The organism is Paenibacillus sp. LjRoot56, assembly GCF_964253335.1.
Lineage (GTDB): Bacteria > Bacillota > Bacilli > Paenibacillales > NBRC-103111 > Paenibacillus_E > Paenibacillus_E allorhizoplanae.
Window position 1 is genome coordinate 21,416 of the sequence record NZ_CAXURV020000005.1, and the last position, 16,944, is coordinate 38,359.

Genomic DNA, 16,944 nt, shown 5'->3' on the forward strand with positions numbered 1-16,944 from the left:
TACGAGATCGTAGACCACTAGAACAGTCATCATATGGAGGTTACAACGCAATGGTAAACGCAATCCTAAGCTTTTGTGTCAAAAAACAAATTGTCCGTGCAGGCATTTTCTTGCTGCTTATCATGGTGGCGTCGGCATGTTCGTCATCACAAGTAGATGTTGATATTGCAACACCTTCCGCAGCTGCGTCCGCGTCTAACAAGGCAACCGTCAAGGGAACGGATAAATCTGCGGTAAATAAGCGAATTCCCGCAAAAGTAGTTCGGGTCGTTGATGGCGACACGATGAAGATCTCTTTTACCGACGGCGGCAAAGAAAAAGAAGAAACGATCCGTCTACTGCTTGTAGATACGCCAGAAAGTGTGGATCCCGAGAAGCCGGTTCAGCCTTTTGCGTTGGAAGCGTCCAACTATGCCAAAACGATGCTTACAGGCCAAGACGTTCAGCTGGAATTGGATGTGTCGGAGCGGGATAAATATGGCCGATTACTGTGCTATCTCTACATTGGGGATAAAATGTTTAACGAGCTCCTGCTCGAAAATGGCTATGCCAGAGTTGCGTATATTTACCCGCCGAACGTGAAATATGTGGATCAATTCCGTGAGATCCAGAAGAAGGCACAACAGAAAGCTTTGAACATCTGGAGCGTAGAAAATTATGCGCAAGAAGATGGGTATCACGAGGGTGTGGTGAAGGGTGGTGCTGCGGCATCACCGAAGTCAACTACAGCTCCGAAACCAGTGACGACCTTGCAGCCGAAAGCGAACACGACTTACAACTCGTGCAAGGAGGCCAACGCAGCTGGAGCTTATAAGATCAAGAAAGGCGAGCCAGGCTATAGCGCGAAGCTGGATGGGGACGGGGACGGCGTAGCATGTGAGTAGTGAGATCGGTTTAGATGGATTTCCTCCATCTAAATCAACCCATTTCAGCCGAAAAGTGAATTTGTCGCGAAAATACCTGCATATTTTCCAGTTAAAGTGAATTTGAAGATGAAATCTCCGAAATTAACTACGTGTTTTCCAGTTATTTGGTGAGTGGAGGCCTAACTGGCAAACGGGGAGTTCTCACCCGCCTCAAACAGGTATCGTAACCATGCAAATAATGAAAAAGCACCCTTACGGGTGCTTTTTCTCATTCGCCTACTGCAGCGCAGTTTGCTTATCATACTGATTAAACATCATGTTATAGATGGCTGCCGACAAGACAGCAAGTGCCGCCAACAAGATGAACGTCCACGTAAAACCGATCCACGAGCTGATCGGGATTGATAGGGGTGCTATCGTGCGCCCGAGCGTATAACGCAAGCTAGAAGCAGCAAAATATTGGCCGCGAATATGATCCGGCGCCAATCTGGACACGAAGGCTTGCTGTGGTCCTGCGGACATGAGCTCGGCAAGTGTGAAGACGGCTATTGCGATGGTTAATCCCCAGAAGGTAGACATCTGGCAGAACATCACCATGCCTAGCGCATAGAAAAGCGCCCCGCCGATGAACACATAGCGATCGCGATACATCAGCATCCACTTGGTCACGATGACCGTGAAAATGGCGACGAATAAACCATTCTCGGAAACAATCAGGCCGAATAACTGCTTACCCGTAAGCTGGAGATCCCAGTCATGGTAGGAGAAGATTGTCGTGAGCGGCATCGTTTCTTCCAAGAAGACAGGAAAAAGCAAATCCAGCTGCATGAAGGTCTGTGAAAGCAGCACGCCAGCGATAACGAACAGCAGGAATACACGGTCCGTAGCAATGATTTTGTAGTCGCGCAGCTGCACTGCGATGGCATGGTACCAAGGGGTGTCAGCTTGTGCGCGATGGCGATCCGCTAGCTGCTTCGGCAGCGTTTCGTGTAACCGTCGCGACATCATGAGCGCGAGTAACACGCAAACTACAGCAGCCGCGGCCAGCACGAGATACGGGTTGTCTTTATAAAGGAGGGAGCCGAGCAAAGGTCCTACAACGACGGCCATGTTCGCGGTTGTATAGAAGATGGCGAACACGCTCGAGCGATGCTCCTCATCCACGACATCCGCCACCATAGCTTGGCTGGCAGGCCAATACAACGAGCCACAGAAGCTAGCGAAGCTAAAGCCGATGAAGCTCATAACGGGCATTGCCAGCCAGGGTGAAGCGGCCAGTGCGAAGATTCCGTAGCCGACGGCTTGTCCCAAAGCGGCGATCACCATCATTCGTTTGCGTCCGAACCGATCTGCGCTGTAGCCGCCGAGCAAATTGCCGAACACAGAAAGCGCCTGCGATAAGACAAGAAGAATACCCGTCCAACCTTTACCGAACGAATTGGCGAAGTAGATAGATAAGAACGGAAAGAATGCCCAAAAAATAACGTTAAAAGCAGTTTCTCCACCGAGGCGGATTTTTAAATTAATGTCCCAATCTCTCATCTTCATGATTTAATTTACCTCTGGTTAATTTAAGTATCTCCCTATCATACTACCAATCTTTGTGCGGAAACAAGGCGGCTGGGAGAATGAATGGTTCCAGTTGCACCAAATATTAACGGGAAAAGGAGCTTGCCACAGATGAACTGTGACAGGCTCCTTCTAATTTAATCGAGGGTAATCGAGGTGATGCTGCCATTCGTTTTAAAATCTTGCGTATACGTCACTACGGCTTTGGCCGTCACGGTGCCAGTAGGTCCAGTGATGCTAACTGTCGGCGTGGAGGAATAGCCAGCTCCCGGATTCGTGATGGTAACGCCAGTTACCACGCCATCAGTGACGATGGCTGTTGCGGTTGCGGAGGTCTTTTGCCAAGTTGCCGTTCGATTCCCGTTGTAGCGGTAGAAATTAGATACCTCGTCCAGACGCTCATTGGTGATGCCGTAAGGCCCAAGTACCTTCATTAAAGCGGCTTTGTTTCGTTGTGCGAGTTCATGACTCGGTTGGCTGTCTAACCCAGATGGCGTCACTCCGCTAAAAGCTTCTCGAAACACCTCAGTAGGTACGCCGAGAGCGGCAGCAATCAGCACTACTGGCCGTCCTTTGTCCTGCGGATCTGTTGTGAGTCCACCAGAAATCGCGACGGAATAGGTAGAAGGATTCGTAATTCCGCTGGCGGGATCACTGTTGGAAGGAGGTGAGCTGGCAGGTGAGCTTGGCGGGAGGCCATCTCCTTGCCCTTGCCCCGGGCAATCCACACCATCGTGGTTAGGCGGAGGCGGATTTTGACCATTCACGTGAGGGCCACCTGGCTTGCCGGCTTCTCCTTGTCTTGGCTTCGGCTTTGCTGGCTTATCCTGCGGGGCAGATGTTGCCGTTGGGGATGTGTCGGTTGCAGCGAATACTTGGCTGCCTGCGCTTAAAGCAATAATTCCACTGCCTGCTAGTACAACAGATAATGCGCTTGCGAGGATGATTTTAGTTTGGATGTTCATGGGGATCTTCCCTTCGTTTTCGTAGATTTGTTGTTCCATGAGACCTATGTTAACCCCACTTGGTGAAATTACGGTGAAAGCCCGAAGGCGATAGATTATACTTAATTGTAGTAGAGCGAACGAGAGATGGTGGCGGATAGATGAAGCTTTTATTAGCAGAAGATGATGTGAAATTAGGCGAGCTAACGACGTATATGTTGAAAAAAAAGACCGGCTGCAGCGTCGATTGGGTTCAAACGGGGAACGATGCCTTCGACTATGCCGCAGCCTCTAGCTATGACGTGGTCATTCTCGATTGGATGATGCCTGAGGGAGATGGGCGTGACACCTGTGCTAGGCTGCGCCAGGCTGGATATCGAGGAGCTATTCTTATGCTCACGGCCAAAGACGGGCTGCGAGATCGAGTCGAAGGACTGGATGCGGGGGCGGATGATTATCTCGTGAAGCCTTTTGAAATGGACGAGCTGTTGGCACGCCTGCGGGCGCTGATGCGCAGAAGCTTTGCTCCTTTGCAGGACGACATTGTGCGAATGGGAGAGCTGGAATTGCAGCGGACGAATCAGATGGTTCGGCAGGGAGGTCAAGAGATTCAGTTGTCTCCGCGTGAGTTTCAGATTTTAGATCTGCTGTTGCAGAATAAGGGGCGGACGCTTACGCGTGAGGTTATTTTAGATAAAGTATGGGGCTTAGATGCTGATGTGAATTTAAAATCGATCGACGCAATCATCAAATTAATTCGTAAGAAGCTGGAGTCTTCCGATGCTCGGGAACTCATTCAGAGCGTGAGAGGCGTAGGGTATAAAATTGAAGCATAACATGAATTGGCTGAGTAAACGCCTGTCTGCAGGGAATTTATTTGACCAGACACGCCATAAACTTACGCTGCAATATAGCGGCGTGCTGATGATCTTTCTTGGGCTATTCGTTGTCATTGTGTATACCTTGCTGTACATGTTGATTTGGAGCGACCAACGGTCCCGTCTGACCGAGTTAACGAATAGTGAGCTGCAGGTTTTGCAGAAATGGGTGGATGGGGACACCAATCCGAAGCGTCAGCCACCGCGCTCTGTAGAGGATGCCTTCTCGATCAGTGCGGATCAATCGTTTTATTACCTCATTTCCGATATAGGGAATGTGCAATTAGGTGATGAGACGCAGCCGGAATTACGAGAGCAGATGATGGCATTAATCGCGAAGGGTCAGTTCAAGGGAGCGCGGACCCAGCAAACGACCTTGCAGACGTTCGATCAGCCCTCAATGGATGTCCAAGGTCGACCTCAAAACGGGGAGGATGCCCGGTTTCTCGTGACTAATCGGGAACTCAAGAAGAACGGACAGTTGATCGGTACTTTATATGTAGGGAAGGAAGTCACCTTTCAGCATCAGCTTTTTCGCTTATTGCTCATTCTGATGCTAGGAATGGCGCTGCTCTTCTTTGTACTCGCGCTGTGGTTCAGTCATCGTATGGCGCGTAGAGCGATCATTCCGATTGCCAAAGCGTATGAGCGGCAACGCGAGTTCGTTGCCGATGCATCGCATGAGCTGCGTACCCCGCTCAGCGTCGTGCTCACTTCCATCGAGGCGCTGCAGCTCGATGCGGATGAAACTAATCCCTTCACGAATAACGTGCTGAAGGGGATGAAAGACGAGGTCAACGCCATCACGAGGCTGACCAGCGAGCTGTTGCAGCTGGCACGGTCGGATGCTGACGAGTTCGTGCTGGAGAGGACAACTTTCCAGGTGAAAGCAGCCGCCGAAAGCGTAGTAACGAAGCTGCTGCCCGCAGCGCAGGCTAAAGGGATGGCGCTGCAGCTGCATGTACCCGACCAGCTAAACGTGGAGTGGGATCGGGGCAAATTGACGCAATTGCTGGTGATACTTATCGATAATGCAATTAAATATACGCTGGATGGCGGAGACGTGCACATCATTCTTGTGGATAAGGTGGAAAAAGGAGTTCGCTTTCTCACGCTCGACGTGAGGGATAATGGGATGGGGATCGCACCGGAGGCCCTGCCGCGTGTTTTTGACCGGTTTTACCGGCAGGACAAGGCTCGAACTCGGCAGGATGGCGGTCATGGTCTTGGACTCGCCATCGCGAAGAACCTTGTGGATGCCGCACAAGGGACGATCCAGGTGGAGAGTCAGCAGGGGGTAGGCAGCACGTTCCGCGTGCGGATTCCTGTGTAGACCGACTAACTCTGGAGAAACGGAGCTAAAGTCCCAGAATTAGTCTGCCAAACCGACTAACTCAGGAGGAACGGAGCTGAAACTCCAGAATTAGTCCGCCAAACCGACTAACTCTGGCGAAACGGAGCTGAAACCCCAGAATTAGTCTGCCAAACCGACTAACTCAGGAGGAACGGAGCTGAAACTCCAGAATTAGTCCGCCAAACCGACTAACTCTGGCGAAACGGAGCTGAAACCCCAGAATTAGTCTGCCAAACCGACTAACTCAGGAGGAACGGAGCTGAAACTCCAGAATTAGTCCACCAAACCGACTAACTCTGGCGAAACGGAGCTGAACCCCCAGAATTAGTCTGCCAAACCGACTAACTCTGGAGAAACTGAGCCAAAGTCCCAGAATTAGTCTACCAAACCGACTAACTCTGGTGAAACGGAGCTGAACTCCGAGAATTAGTCTACCAAACCGACTAACTCTGGTGAAACGGAGCTGAACTCCGAGAATTAGTCTACAAAACCGACTAACTCTGGTGAAACGGAGCTGAACTCCCAGATTTAGTCTACAAAACCGACTAACTCAGGAGGAACGGAGCTGAACTCCCAGAATTAGTCTGCCAAACCGACTAACTTATGGTGAAACGGAGCTGAACTCCCAGATTTAGTCTACAAAACCGACTAACTCTGGCGGAACGGAGCTAAAGTCCCAGAGATAGTCTACAAAACGGACTAACTCTGGCGAAACGAAGCCAATAGCCCTGATTCCCTAGTCGTCCCATGGCATCGTAATGCGTTCAGCATTTTTTCAGTTGATAAAATCATCAAAACGCAGTATCATTTCATTAATAATGATTCTCAATCGCAATTGGTGACTGAAGGAGTGAAATGAGCATGGAAGAGAACGATTTGTTTGATGTAACGGTTATTGGCGGGGGACCAGCGGGGCTGTACTCGGCTTTCTATAGTGGGCTTCGTGAAATGAAGACCAAAATCATTGAATTTCAACCGCATCTCGGCGGCAAAATACATGTGTACCCCGAAAAAATGATTTGGGACGTAGGCGGCGTCACGCCGACTCCAGGAGCGAAGCTGATCAATCAGCTTGTTGAGCAAGGACTTACGTTCAGCCCGGAGGTTGTACTGAATGAGAAAGTGGAAGCAATAGCTAAAAACGAAGAGGATATCTTCGTACTGCGCACCACATCAGGTCAACTGCACTACTCCAAAACCGTGATCGTCGCTGTCGGTTCAGGCATCCTTAACCCGAAAAAGCTGGAGATCGAAGGCGCAGAGCGCTACGAAGTTTCAAATTTGAACTACACGGTGAAGTCGCTAGGGCGCTTCAAGAACAAGACTGTCGTTATTTCAGGTGGCGGCAACTCGGCTGTTGATTGGGCGAATGAATTGGAGCCTGTCGCCAAGCAGGTCATTCTCAGCTATCGCAAAGAGCAGCTAACCGGACACGAGGCCCAAGTGAAGCAGTTACAGAACAGCTCCGTGATCTGCCACTTAAATACCTCAATTTCGAAGTTGTTTGCTGCTGGTGAGGACGCATCTATTGAACGCGTTGAGCTGACGAATCATGAAACGGGAGAAATTTCATCTGTTTTGGTGGATGAAGTGATTATCAACCATGGCTATGATCGTGATACGACCTTGCTAGAGAATAGTGAAATCGAGATCGCAAGAGCGGAGAATTACTATATCGCGGGTAATGCGAACAGTGAATCCTCTGTGCCAGGACTATATGCAGCTGGGGACATTCTTAATCATCCAGGCAAAGTGCATTTGATCGCGGGAGCCTTCCAAGACGCGGCGAATGCGGTGAATAAAGCTAAACAGTACATTCAGCCTACAGCAGAGAAGTTCGGGATGGTCTCTTCGCATAATCAAGCCTTTAAGAAGCGGAACAAAGAGTTAGTGAAGCAAATGTTTCAATCGTAATCTGGAAAAGCTACATACAGCTTCAAACAGGCACCCTGCGGGGTGCTTTTTCCCTTTTTTCATCCAATTTCGTTGTGTCGGTCTCTAGACGGAGGTAAATTCGGAGGAGTGCCCGTATAATTTCTGTAGAACTTGTCATCGAAAGGAGCACTACAATATGAACGCTGAAACACTTATTGGATATGGAATCGGCGCTGTTGTAATTATTTTAGTCATTTGGTTAAGAACACGAGGGAAAGCAAAGCCGATTCGGAATAAAGGAAGAGGCATGCTGATCCCCGTTTTCCTGCTGCTCATTGTGTTTGGGCTTAGTATTAACTCACTGACCCATATTCCGGATCATCCTTTTCATATACCAGCTATTTGGGAGTTGCTGTGTGCAGGCGTGCTCGGCGTAGCGCTTGGTAGTATTATGCTGTACCATACAGGGTATGAGAAGCGGGAGGATGGTTTGGTCTATTCGAAGCCTAACCCTAATTTCAAATATGTGATCATTGCCGTTATCGCGGTCCGATTGATATTATCCCAGTATTTCAAAGGCTTGGATCCATCAGAATTTGCTGTGTTAACGATGGTTATGGCCTATTTGTACATTTGCGTGTGGCGTATCGGCAGCTTCCTCAAGTACCGGAGGGTTAGTGCTAGCTAAAAATACAAGCGTTTAGGAGCACCCTTGGGGTGCTCTTTTTCAATTTGCAAGTTTTCCCCATCTCCTCGGACTTTGCTATAATAAATAGAACTACATATAAGCAGGTGATGTCCCATACTAGTGATCAAATCAACTGAAGTGCAAGAGCTGCTTGCGATGCCAGCCTGTATTGAAATCATGGAAACGGTTCTCTCCGATTTGGTGAATGGACAAGCTGTTCAAGCACTACGTTCCGTTGTCCCGCTGGAAGGCGGCAATGTGATGGGACTGATGCCGACATATTTAAAAAGGGATGAGAAGGTTGGCGCCAAAGTGATCACCGTGTTTCCGGGGAATCATGGAAAAGGGTATCCTTCACATCAAGGCTTTGTCTCACTGTTCAATTCGACCAATGGTCAATTGGAGGCGATTGTGGATGGCACCCGAATCACCGCCATCCGAACCGCAGCGGTCAGCGCAGCAGCAACTAAGTTGCTGGCTAAGCCCGAGGCCGCGACCCTTGCCGTGATCGGCACGGGCGAGCAAGCCCGCACGCACATCGAGGCGATGCTGCTCGTGCGCCCGATCACGAAGATCCAGGTATGGGGGCCGAACCCAGCCCATGCCGAAAGATTGAGAGCCGAGACGGCAAGCCGCTATCCGGCTGTCCTCGTCTCGTGTGCATCCTCCGCACAGGCGGCTGTGGCGGATAGCGATATCATTTGCACGGTGACGGCGTCGACGACGCCGATCGTGCAGGGCGCGTGGATCAAGGAAGGCGCTCATGTGAATGCCATCGGCGCCTGCCGAGCGAAAGACCGCGAGCTCGATACCGAACTGGTACGCCGGGCGGAGCTCTTCGTGGACCGCACAGAGTCCGCTGTGAACGAAGCGGGTGACTACCTGATCCCTCTGCAGGAGGGAGTCATTGGGGAGGGCCACATTTTAGCTGAAATTGGTGAGCTGTTGGTGGGTGAGAAAGAAGGAAGACGCTCCGCCACGTCCATCACGCTGTTCAAATCATTAGGACTTGCCTGCGAGGACCTCGCAGCAGCGCATTACATCTACAAAGAAGCGATTCGTACGAACAAAGGAATCCACATTGACTTCTAGGAGTGAGCATCGATGAATTCGACAGAAGGACTATATCCATTCAATCTTACACCAGAGCAAGAGGAACGCGCACGGGAGCTGCATGAGAGCTCGATTATTATCGATCTTTTGTTCCAGGGACCGCTGTCACCGAAGGCAATTCCAGAAGCTATTTCCGAGAGTATTCGGGAGGCGTGTGAGCCGTATAAAGAGGATTCATGGACATACAGCGCGATGCCGAGCAAAATCATTCACGACATGGTGGCTCGCGGAGAGATCTCCGAGTTTAAGGAAGAGTGGTACCGTTCGGGTATCACGGCAGGGAATCGTCAGCTGGATGTATCTAGTGTGGACAAGATCCTGATCAGTATGGGCGACATTCAGCGACAATTTGATGCGAACGATTGGCTTGTAAAGGCTGTGACGGCGGAGCAGATTCGCGCAGCGAAGCGGGACAACCTGAAAGCAGGGATCGTAACCGCACAGGAAACCGACGGCTTAGGCAAGAATCTAGAGCTGCTCGAGGCTATGTACAATTTTGGGCTGAGAGTGCTGCAGCTTACCTATAACAATCAGAATTATATTGCGTCTGGATGTATGGAAGAGGCGAACGGTGGCGTGAGCAAGTTCGGGATGCGTTTTATTAGCAAAATGAATGAGCTAGGTATCATTGTCGACACAAGTCATTGCGGCAAACAAACGACGCTGGACGCGTGTCGGCTTTCAACAGCGCCAGTTATTGCTTCGCACACAGGGGTGGAGAACATCTACCCGCATAAGCGCTGCAAAAGCGATGAGGAATTCAGAGCCATTGCCGCAACGGGCGGCGTCATTGGCGTGTTCGCGATGCCGTGGTTTGTCCACGGGGATCCGAATGATACGACGATTGAGCATGTGCTCGATCATATGGACTATCTCGTCAGACTGATCGGCGTCGACCATGTCGGGATTGGTACAGACTGGCCAATGAGCGATGTGGCGTGGTCGTTGGTGTATTTTAAAGAGCATATCGCGCCTCGCATTGGGTTCGCCAAAGGGGATGGACCCTCGACGGAAACGGTGAAGGGGCTTGAGACATATAGCTATTTTATTAACTTTACCCGTGGTTTGGTGGCAAGAGGTTACACGGATGAGGATGTTCGCAAAATGATGGGTGGAAATTGGCTGCGCGTGTTTGAAGCGGTGTGCGGATAGGGGATGGCGGAGATGACGAGAGAGCGATGGACGAGCAACTATAAGCTGTATGCGGCTGGCGTATATGAAGGGGCGATTCGTTTTACAGATAGCGCGATCATGCATGCCAAAGTGGATCCGCGTCGGCGAACGCAGATGCAGGAAAATGTGCTTGCGGAGACAGCGGGCTATATCCTTCCTTTGCACAAAATTAGTGTGAATCAGTCCCATTACGCTGGTGCGGAGTGGCAGGGAGACTCTGTTACGCTGGGGAATGGTGAGCTGTATCAGAAGCATATCCAGTACACGGGTGAAGTAGCGGGTAGAGAGGTCGTTGCGCAGGTCTGGGCTTTGCGTAAGGATACCGCGCTTGATATCGTGACCGTGGATGGGGGCATCGTGGCTTTCGTGGCACCGAACCGCTATGGCATGGAAGTGTTGGTCGTGGACGGTTATGAAGCCGTGACACCGCTTGTGGAGTATGCAGATCCGCTGCTGTCCAAACCGGAGTTTGGCGTAGATGATCTTGGGACTGATTTAGTACCGATGCGCGATGGCGTTCGTTTGGCGACGGATGTGTATTTGCCGGAGGGTGTGGCGCCAGGTGCGAAGCTGCCGACAATTCTGATCCGTACGTGTTATGACCGCAATTTGCGGAAGACGTTTTTTAAGCGGTGGGCGAACAAAGGTTACGCCGTCGTCAATCAGGACGTTCGCGGCCGTGCCGATTCCGAAGGCGAACTCGTGCCGTTCTTCTATGAGCGTGACGATAGCGCGGACACGATCGATTGGATCGTTGCGCAGGACTGGTCCGACGGCAACGTGGGCATGTGGGGCGCTTCGTACCTCGGCTATGTAGTCACAGCCGCAGCGACGAGCGGGCACCCGAACTTGAAGGCCGTCGTGAACGAAGTGAACGTCGGTTCGCCGTTCGTAGATACGGTGCGCAAGGGCGGCACCGTGTGTTCGTGGCCTTTGCTGTGCTGGACGTTGGCGCAGTCGGTGGGGACGCGGACGGATTTTGATATCTTCGGGGGGCGGGCGGTCAGCCCTGAGAAGGCTGTTGATGCGAGGCCGATTCGCGAGATTCCGCAGCAGATGATCGGTAAGGCTTCAGGTCCGTGGGATATTTGGAGCGAGCATCCAGACTATGATGATTTCTGGCGCAATTGTACATATAGCGAGCGCGGAGAGCACGTGAAGGCCCCGATGTTCGTCATCTCCGGATGGTACGATGGGGACAGTGCGGGCGTATCGGAGACATGGCGGATGCTCACCAAGCACGATGTGCCGAACCGCAAAATCTGGCTCGGCCCGTGGGAACACGGCCCAAACCGCGCACGTGACCTGCTCGACACGAGCTTCGGCAACGATGCCGTTGTGTACAACTACGATGTGAACGTGCTGCGCTGGTTTGATCGGTTTTTGAAGGGCATTGCCAATGGCATCGAGCAGGAGCCGCGCGCTAGTTATTATGTGGTCGGCACCAACGAGTGGCGGACCTCCGATGATTGGACGCCAAGCGAGGCGACGGCGACGCAGTGGTATTTGGGCAGCGGTGGACGAGCCAACTCTAGCCTTGGTGATGGCTTGCTGACACTCGGGGAGCGGCCGCAACAGGCTGAGTCGGACTCCTACGTGTACAACCCGGAGGAGCCCGTGGCGGATAGCGGCGAGCGTGAGCCGGAGAACATGCGGAAGCATGAGCTGCGCAGCGACATCCTCGTGTACACGAGCGAGGTGTTGGCGGAGGCCGTGACCGTAGCGGGCGAGCTGTCTTGCGAGCTGTACGCGTCGAGCAGCGGAGTGGACACGGATTGGGTTGTGACCTTAAGCGATGTGGACCCGAAGGGGAACTCCATCAAGCTGTCCAACTACATCGTGCGTGCGAAGTACCGTAACGGCTTGGACACACCGGAGCTGCTTACGCCGGGGCAAGTCGAGAAGTACGCGATTTTCATGCAAAATATCGCACATACCTTCCCGGTCGGGCACCGCTTACGATTTACGGTGACTTCGTCTAGTAAAATGATCGCGTTCCCAAACACGAATACCGGCTTGAATCCGTATGAGGATCCGCAGCCGGTTGTGGTGACGCAGAAGATTTATCACTCGGAGGCGTATCCGAGCCATGTGAATCTGCCGATTTTGGGGTAGGCATGGGAAGAAAAAGACACCTTGTCGAGGTGTCTTTTTTGCTAGGCGCGGAGGGTAGGTACTAGCTGGGCATTCGATCCTTTCGTCATGTGCAAAGCTCTATGAATCATCACGATGTATACAATGTCCGCTATCGTGGTCAGTAGACACAGCAGCAATAGTAAGAATGAATCCGGGTACAACGAGTAGCAGAGCACGGAAGCGCACAAGGTGCCGATCATTTTGTAATAGGCGATGTAGATGGTCTGGCCTTTGAGCTCTTGTTTAAAAGGCAGCTGGATAAACAGGATCGACATCATCAAATTGATGCCAAAGGCTGTATATTTTCCCTCTTGATCATGGAACTCAACGATCATGCCGACATGGAGCAGCAAGGCTATGACAAGTAAGGAAAAGATAGCAGGCAAGAGTAACCGTGGTGGATATTTGGGTTTGGCAAAGTAGACAGCTTGGAACAAGATGACACAGTCCAGAAGAAGCCAGACGAGCGAAACAATCATCTGCAGCGGGTGGAAAGGCATCACGAAGGCGAAGAGAAACTCCCACGTAATGTTAGCGCAAATAGCTGGTAGCGGCATGCCGCAGGCGCGATCCTTGAACCCTTGAATAATGATGAGGATATAGGTAACTGTCCAGAAAATAGCTAGTCCATATTGCAGAAATAGCTCCATTTGATTAGAAAGCAAGTGCTGCATCTCCATAGTGGGACGCACATCCTTTCGAGGGTGTCTCTCTCCATTTCTATGTACAACCCTCTGGAAAAAGAAGGGGTCTATGTGGACAACTTGAATGTTTTATAAATGGAAAATGTTAGCTAAACTCATACTGAGTTAATAGTTTCTATTGAATTCTCCTTACATTTTTCCGATAAGATAGGCTTGGGATAAAGAGAGAGAATGCTCATAAATTGAAATTTCGGAGGATTTAGATGCAATCGACAGCTAGATTAGAAGAGTGGATGAGACGTACACAGGTAAAAATGAATTTGAAGCAAAAACTTATTGGTTCCTTTGCAGTTGTTCTACTGTTTATGGGATTTTTGGGTCTTACCGATATGGTAAGGATGAAAAATATGAAGCAGGATATGACGGAGATTGCTCAGAATTGGATGGTCGGAACTCAGCTGATTCAGGAATTCAGTTATTTGACGGAGCATTTTGCGAAGGATTTAGTAGGTGTTAATAATCAGAAGGATGCCTCAGTGAAGCTAGAGTTAACGCGTGACATTCAAGCGACGATTATTAAAGGTGACAAGGCGATAAACAGCTACGGCAACTCGCTAGCTGATGAAGAAGATGAGAAAAATTACAACATGATTCTAGAACAATGGGGCAATCTAAAAAGCAATTACCTCAAGTACAGTAAGGCAACAGACGAGATTGAACTAATTAGGCTCTATGACGAGCTAACACAAAGCTATAATTTTGTACAAACGATAAGTCGCAAAATGGTTGCGTTCAACCAACAAGGCGCAGATGAAAGTGTGGAAAAGAATGCAGCGGCGTTTCGCAGCAGCATCATAAGCGGTATGAGTCTATTGATCGTCGCCGTATTGTTATCCGTTGCGATTACATGGGTGATTGTCCGTAACATTACAAGACCCGTTATTGCCGCATCTCATGTGCTGGATCGTATGGCAGAAGGGGATCTGACGGCTTCGGAGCTACGTTTTAGTAATAAAGACGAAATTGGCGTCCTCGTTCAGGCGGTAAATGGGATGATACGTCAAATGCGCGAAGTCATGGCTCGTATGCAGGAATCGTCCAGTGCCGTGGCCTCCTCTTCCGAGCAGTTGTATGCGAGTTCGGAGCAAAACAGCGAAGCCTCCCAGCATGTCGCTGTGGATATTCAGACCATTGCCACAGAAGCAGAAACTCAGCGCATCAACGCGCTGGAATGTGCTCGCGCAATGGACGAAATCACGATTGGCGTACAGCGCATTGCTGAAACGACGTCAGACGTTTCCGATCTGTCGGTCCATGCATCTGAACAAGCACGCAACGGTCAAGCGGATGTTCAACATGTAACGATGAGTATGAACGCTTTAAGCGGTGCGGTTACACAGGCGAATCAGACGATTCTCCAGTTGGCCGAGCACTCTCAGAACATCGGTAAAGTATCGCAAATGATCGGCGAAATTGCGACGCAGACGAACCTCCTTGCCTTGAATGCAGCCATTGAAGCGGCTCGTGCTGGTGAAGCTGGTAAAGGCTTCGCGGTTGTTGCAGAAGAGGTTCGCAAGCTAGCTACGCAAACAGGGGAGTCTGTTGGTGCGATCAGAGGTGTGGTTACCAACATTCAAAAAGATACACAAGAAGCAGTTAAAGCGATGGATGCTGGACTGGTTGAGGTGCAAAAAGGACTTCAATCCGTCGATCGGACCGAACTGAGTTTCCAAGCGATTGTTCGCTCCGCAGACGAAGTGGCTTCCAAGATTCAGGAAACAGCAGCGGCTGCCCAGCAAATGGCGGCAAGCTCGCAGCAAGTCGCCGCAACGGTCACCAACATGGAGCACGTAGCGAAGATCACCTCGGAGTTGTCGCAGAGTGTAGCTGGGGCGACGGAAGAGCAGCTGGCTTCCTCACAGGAGGTTACGTCATCTTCCCAGATGCTCGCAAGCATTGCCCAAGACCTACAAGACGTGATTAATACATATAAAATGCACTAATTCATACAACGGACACGAAAGACACCCTAGCGGTGTCTTTTCTCATCGCTGCATTTGCGTAGAGCGATCTCCATGATTTAAACTAGCAAGGAATGGGAAAATAACCATGACCAAAGGATGGAATTCTGTATGAATATGATTACGAATCAGTTTTCGATGAATGATTTGAAAAAGTTTAAGCACGAAATTACACGCTTTATGATGACCTATAAGTTTGCGCTGGATGAAATGGAGACGAGAATTGATATCCTCGTTCAAGAATTCGAGATGCTGCATGAATATAACCCGATTGAACACACGAAGTCTCGGTTGAAATCGCCTGAAGGGATTTTTCAAAAGCTGATGAGAAAAGGCGGAGAGCTCTCTTTCGAAGGCATTAAGGGCAGTGTGAAGGATATTGCCGGCCTGCGAATTACGTGCTCGTTCGTGTCCGATATCTATGTCATTTCCAAGATGTTGAGAAATCAGAATGATCTTCATATTTTGAGCGAAAAAGACTATATCAAAAATCCGAAGCCGAATGGCTATCAAAGCTTACATTTGCTCATTGAAGTGCCTGTACATATGTCGGACCGCGAAGAGCGCGTCTGTATGGAAGTGCAAATTCGTACGATTGCTATGGACTGTTGGGCGAGCCTGGAGCATAAAATATTTTATAAATTCAATGAAGGCAACCAAGCTGTACCCGCTCGTCTCTTAGAAGAATTAAAGCAAGCAGCAAATTCAGCGGCGGCACTCGATTCTCAGATGGAACGGCTGCACGCGGAGATCAGTGTGATTAAGGAAGAGCAGGCGGATATCGCCGAAGAAGCCTTGAATCAAATCATGATAAGCAATCAGAAATTTCCGTTGCCGAAAGCGCTGCTAGCTCTCATGAGCGGAGAGGAGTCCTAGATGGCAGATGAAGGTAATTGGGTGATGCAGGTGTTTTCGTGCTATAATAGAAGGATCGGATTGAGAAGGGTGCGAAAACATGCAATCATTTGAAGACTGGAATCAAAAGGTGAAGACAACCTTCAACGCGACTAGCAATGAAGCGGTGCTCACGGTAATGGAAGCGGGTAAGATCTTAGGTCTGTCCAAAGATCAGATGAAGCAATATGTAGACAAAAACAATTTGACGAAAGTGCCGATCATGCGAAGTGTGCACCGTTATCTATTATTAGAGAGTGAGATTACTCAGATTGTGGGGAAATAAGTAGATGAAGGTTCAGAATTATGTCAATCATCGACGTATGCATCCGTTGTTTCACTATGTGTTTTCGTTGTTGGCATTAGGCTTAGTGGTTCTATCCATTATGCAGCTCGTTAGCGCTTTACGGGCCAACGATCAGGTGCTGCCAGCAGTCATTTTTGTCCTCATTGCTGTTATTGTGGTTGTGATCTTTGTGCTTATCCGTTCCTACCCGATCAAGGCGCAGGATCGGGCGATTCGGGCAGAAGAGAACCTTCGGCACTTCGTGCTGACACAGAAGCTGTTAGATAAGAAATTGACGATGGGACAAATTACGGCTTTGCGTTTTGCATCGGATGAAGAGTTTCCTGCACTTTGTAAGAAGGCAGCAGCGGAGCGGATGACTCCGGATGCGATTAAGAAAGCAATTCGCAGCTGGAGAGGCGACAATTTTAGAATTTAATAGAATGTCTGCTAGGAAGACACATCTACGGATGATGTCTTTTTTTGTATTTTCTTACGTCATT

At 50.0% G+C, this 16,944-nt stretch carries 15 protein-coding genes; 12 read left to right on the forward strand and 3 right to left on the reverse strand.

Annotated features, from left to right (window positions below):
• Positions 1–50: 50 nt before the first annotated feature.
• Positions 51–884 carry a thermonuclease family protein gene (locus tag ACSQ8O_RS32055; RefSeq protein ID WP_436245003.1) on the forward strand — a complete coding sequence of 278 codons (834 nt, stop codon included), beginning with the start codon at positions 51–53 and terminating at the stop codon, positions 882–884.
• Positions 885–1,142: 258 nt separating this feature from the next.
• Here the strand turns inward: ACSQ8O_RS32055 and ACSQ8O_RS32060 are convergent, their stop codons facing one another.
• A complete protein-coding gene (locus tag ACSQ8O_RS32060; RefSeq protein WP_436245004.1) occupies positions 1,143–2,414 on the reverse strand; it encodes an MDR family MFS transporter in 1,272 nt (423 codons plus the stop codon).
• 158 nt (positions 2,415–2,572) lie between these two features.
• A complete protein-coding gene (locus ACSQ8O_RS32065; protein WP_436245005.1) occupies positions 2,573–3,400 on the reverse strand; it encodes a hypothetical protein in 828 nt (275 codons plus the stop codon).
• A 140-nt stretch (positions 3,401–3,540) separates the two neighbouring features.
• Between ACSQ8O_RS32065 and ACSQ8O_RS32070 the strand changes: the two genes are divergently transcribed.
• The 7 genes from ACSQ8O_RS32070 (at position 3,541) to ACSQ8O_RS32100 (ending at position 12,575) form a co-directional block, all read left to right on the forward strand.
• Positions 3,541–4,215, forward strand: coding sequence for a response regulator transcription factor (locus ACSQ8O_RS32070; protein WP_436245006.1), 675 nt, complete (start codon positions 3,541–3,543; stop codon positions 4,213–4,215).
• 1 nt (position 4,216) lies between these two features.
• Positions 4,217–5,590, forward strand: coding sequence for a sensor histidine kinase (locus ACSQ8O_RS32075; protein WP_436245007.1), 1,374 nt, complete (start codon positions 4,217–4,219; stop codon positions 5,588–5,590).
• Positions 5,591–6,472: 882 nt separating this feature from the next.
• Positions 6,473–7,525 carry an NAD(P)/FAD-dependent oxidoreductase gene (locus tag ACSQ8O_RS32080; protein WP_436245008.1) on the forward strand — a complete coding sequence of 351 codons (1,053 nt, stop codon included), beginning with the start codon at positions 6,473–6,475 and terminating at the stop codon, positions 7,523–7,525.
• A 157-nt stretch (positions 7,526–7,682) separates the two neighbouring features.
• Positions 7,683–8,174, forward strand: coding sequence for a CcdC protein domain-containing protein (locus ACSQ8O_RS32085; RefSeq protein ID WP_056611078.1), 492 nt, complete (start codon positions 7,683–7,685; stop codon positions 8,172–8,174).
• 120 nt (positions 8,175–8,294) lie between these two features.
• Complete coding sequence (locus ACSQ8O_RS32090) at positions 8,295–9,266, forward strand: ornithine cyclodeaminase family protein (protein WP_436245009.1); 972 nt, start codon at positions 8,295–8,297, stop codon at positions 9,264–9,266.
• Between the two features lie 12 nt (positions 9,267–9,278).
• On the forward strand, positions 9,279–10,439 hold the full coding sequence (locus tag ACSQ8O_RS32095; RefSeq protein WP_436245010.1) for a dipeptidase: 1,161 nt from the start codon (positions 9,279–9,281) through the stop codon (positions 10,437–10,439).
• 12 nt (positions 10,440–10,451) lie between these two features.
• Positions 10,452–12,575, forward strand: a complete 2,124-nt coding sequence (locus ACSQ8O_RS32100) for a CocE/NonD family hydrolase (protein WP_436245011.1) — start codon at positions 10,452–10,454, stop codon at positions 12,573–12,575.
• A gap of 41 nt (positions 12,576–12,616) precedes the next feature.
• On the opposite strand, the gene ACSQ8O_RS32105 is transcribed toward ACSQ8O_RS32100, so the two are convergent.
• Positions 12,617–13,276 carry a hypothetical protein gene (locus ACSQ8O_RS32105; protein WP_436245012.1) on the reverse strand — a complete coding sequence of 220 codons (660 nt, stop codon included), beginning with the start codon at positions 13,274–13,276 and terminating at the stop codon, positions 12,617–12,619.
• A gap of 227 nt (positions 13,277–13,503) precedes the next feature.
• Between ACSQ8O_RS32105 and ACSQ8O_RS32110 the strand changes: the two genes are divergently transcribed.
• The 4 genes from ACSQ8O_RS32110 to ACSQ8O_RS32125 all read left to right on the forward strand — a co-directional run bounded on the left by ACSQ8O_RS32110 (position 13,504) and on the right by ACSQ8O_RS32125 (position 16,880).
• Entirely contained in the window at positions 13,504–15,243 is a 1,740-nt protein-coding gene (locus tag ACSQ8O_RS32110; protein ID WP_436245013.1) for a methyl-accepting chemotaxis protein, read from the forward strand.
• A gap of 135 nt (positions 15,244–15,378) precedes the next feature.
• Complete coding sequence (locus ACSQ8O_RS32115; protein WP_436245198.1) at positions 15,379–16,137, forward strand: GTP pyrophosphokinase; 759 nt, start codon at positions 15,379–15,381, stop codon at positions 16,135–16,137.
• 79 nt (positions 16,138–16,216) lie between these two features.
• On the forward strand, positions 16,217–16,441 hold the full coding sequence (locus tag ACSQ8O_RS32120; RefSeq protein ID WP_056611059.1) for a hypothetical protein: 225 nt from the start codon (positions 16,217–16,219) through the stop codon (positions 16,439–16,441).
• 4 nt (positions 16,442–16,445) lie between these two features.
• The gene (locus tag ACSQ8O_RS32125) at positions 16,446–16,880 is read left to right on the forward strand and encodes a DUF6526 family protein (protein WP_436245014.1); all 435 of its coding nucleotides are present in this window, start codon (positions 16,446–16,448) and stop codon (positions 16,878–16,880) included.
• Positions 16,881–16,944: the final 64 nt, after the last annotated feature.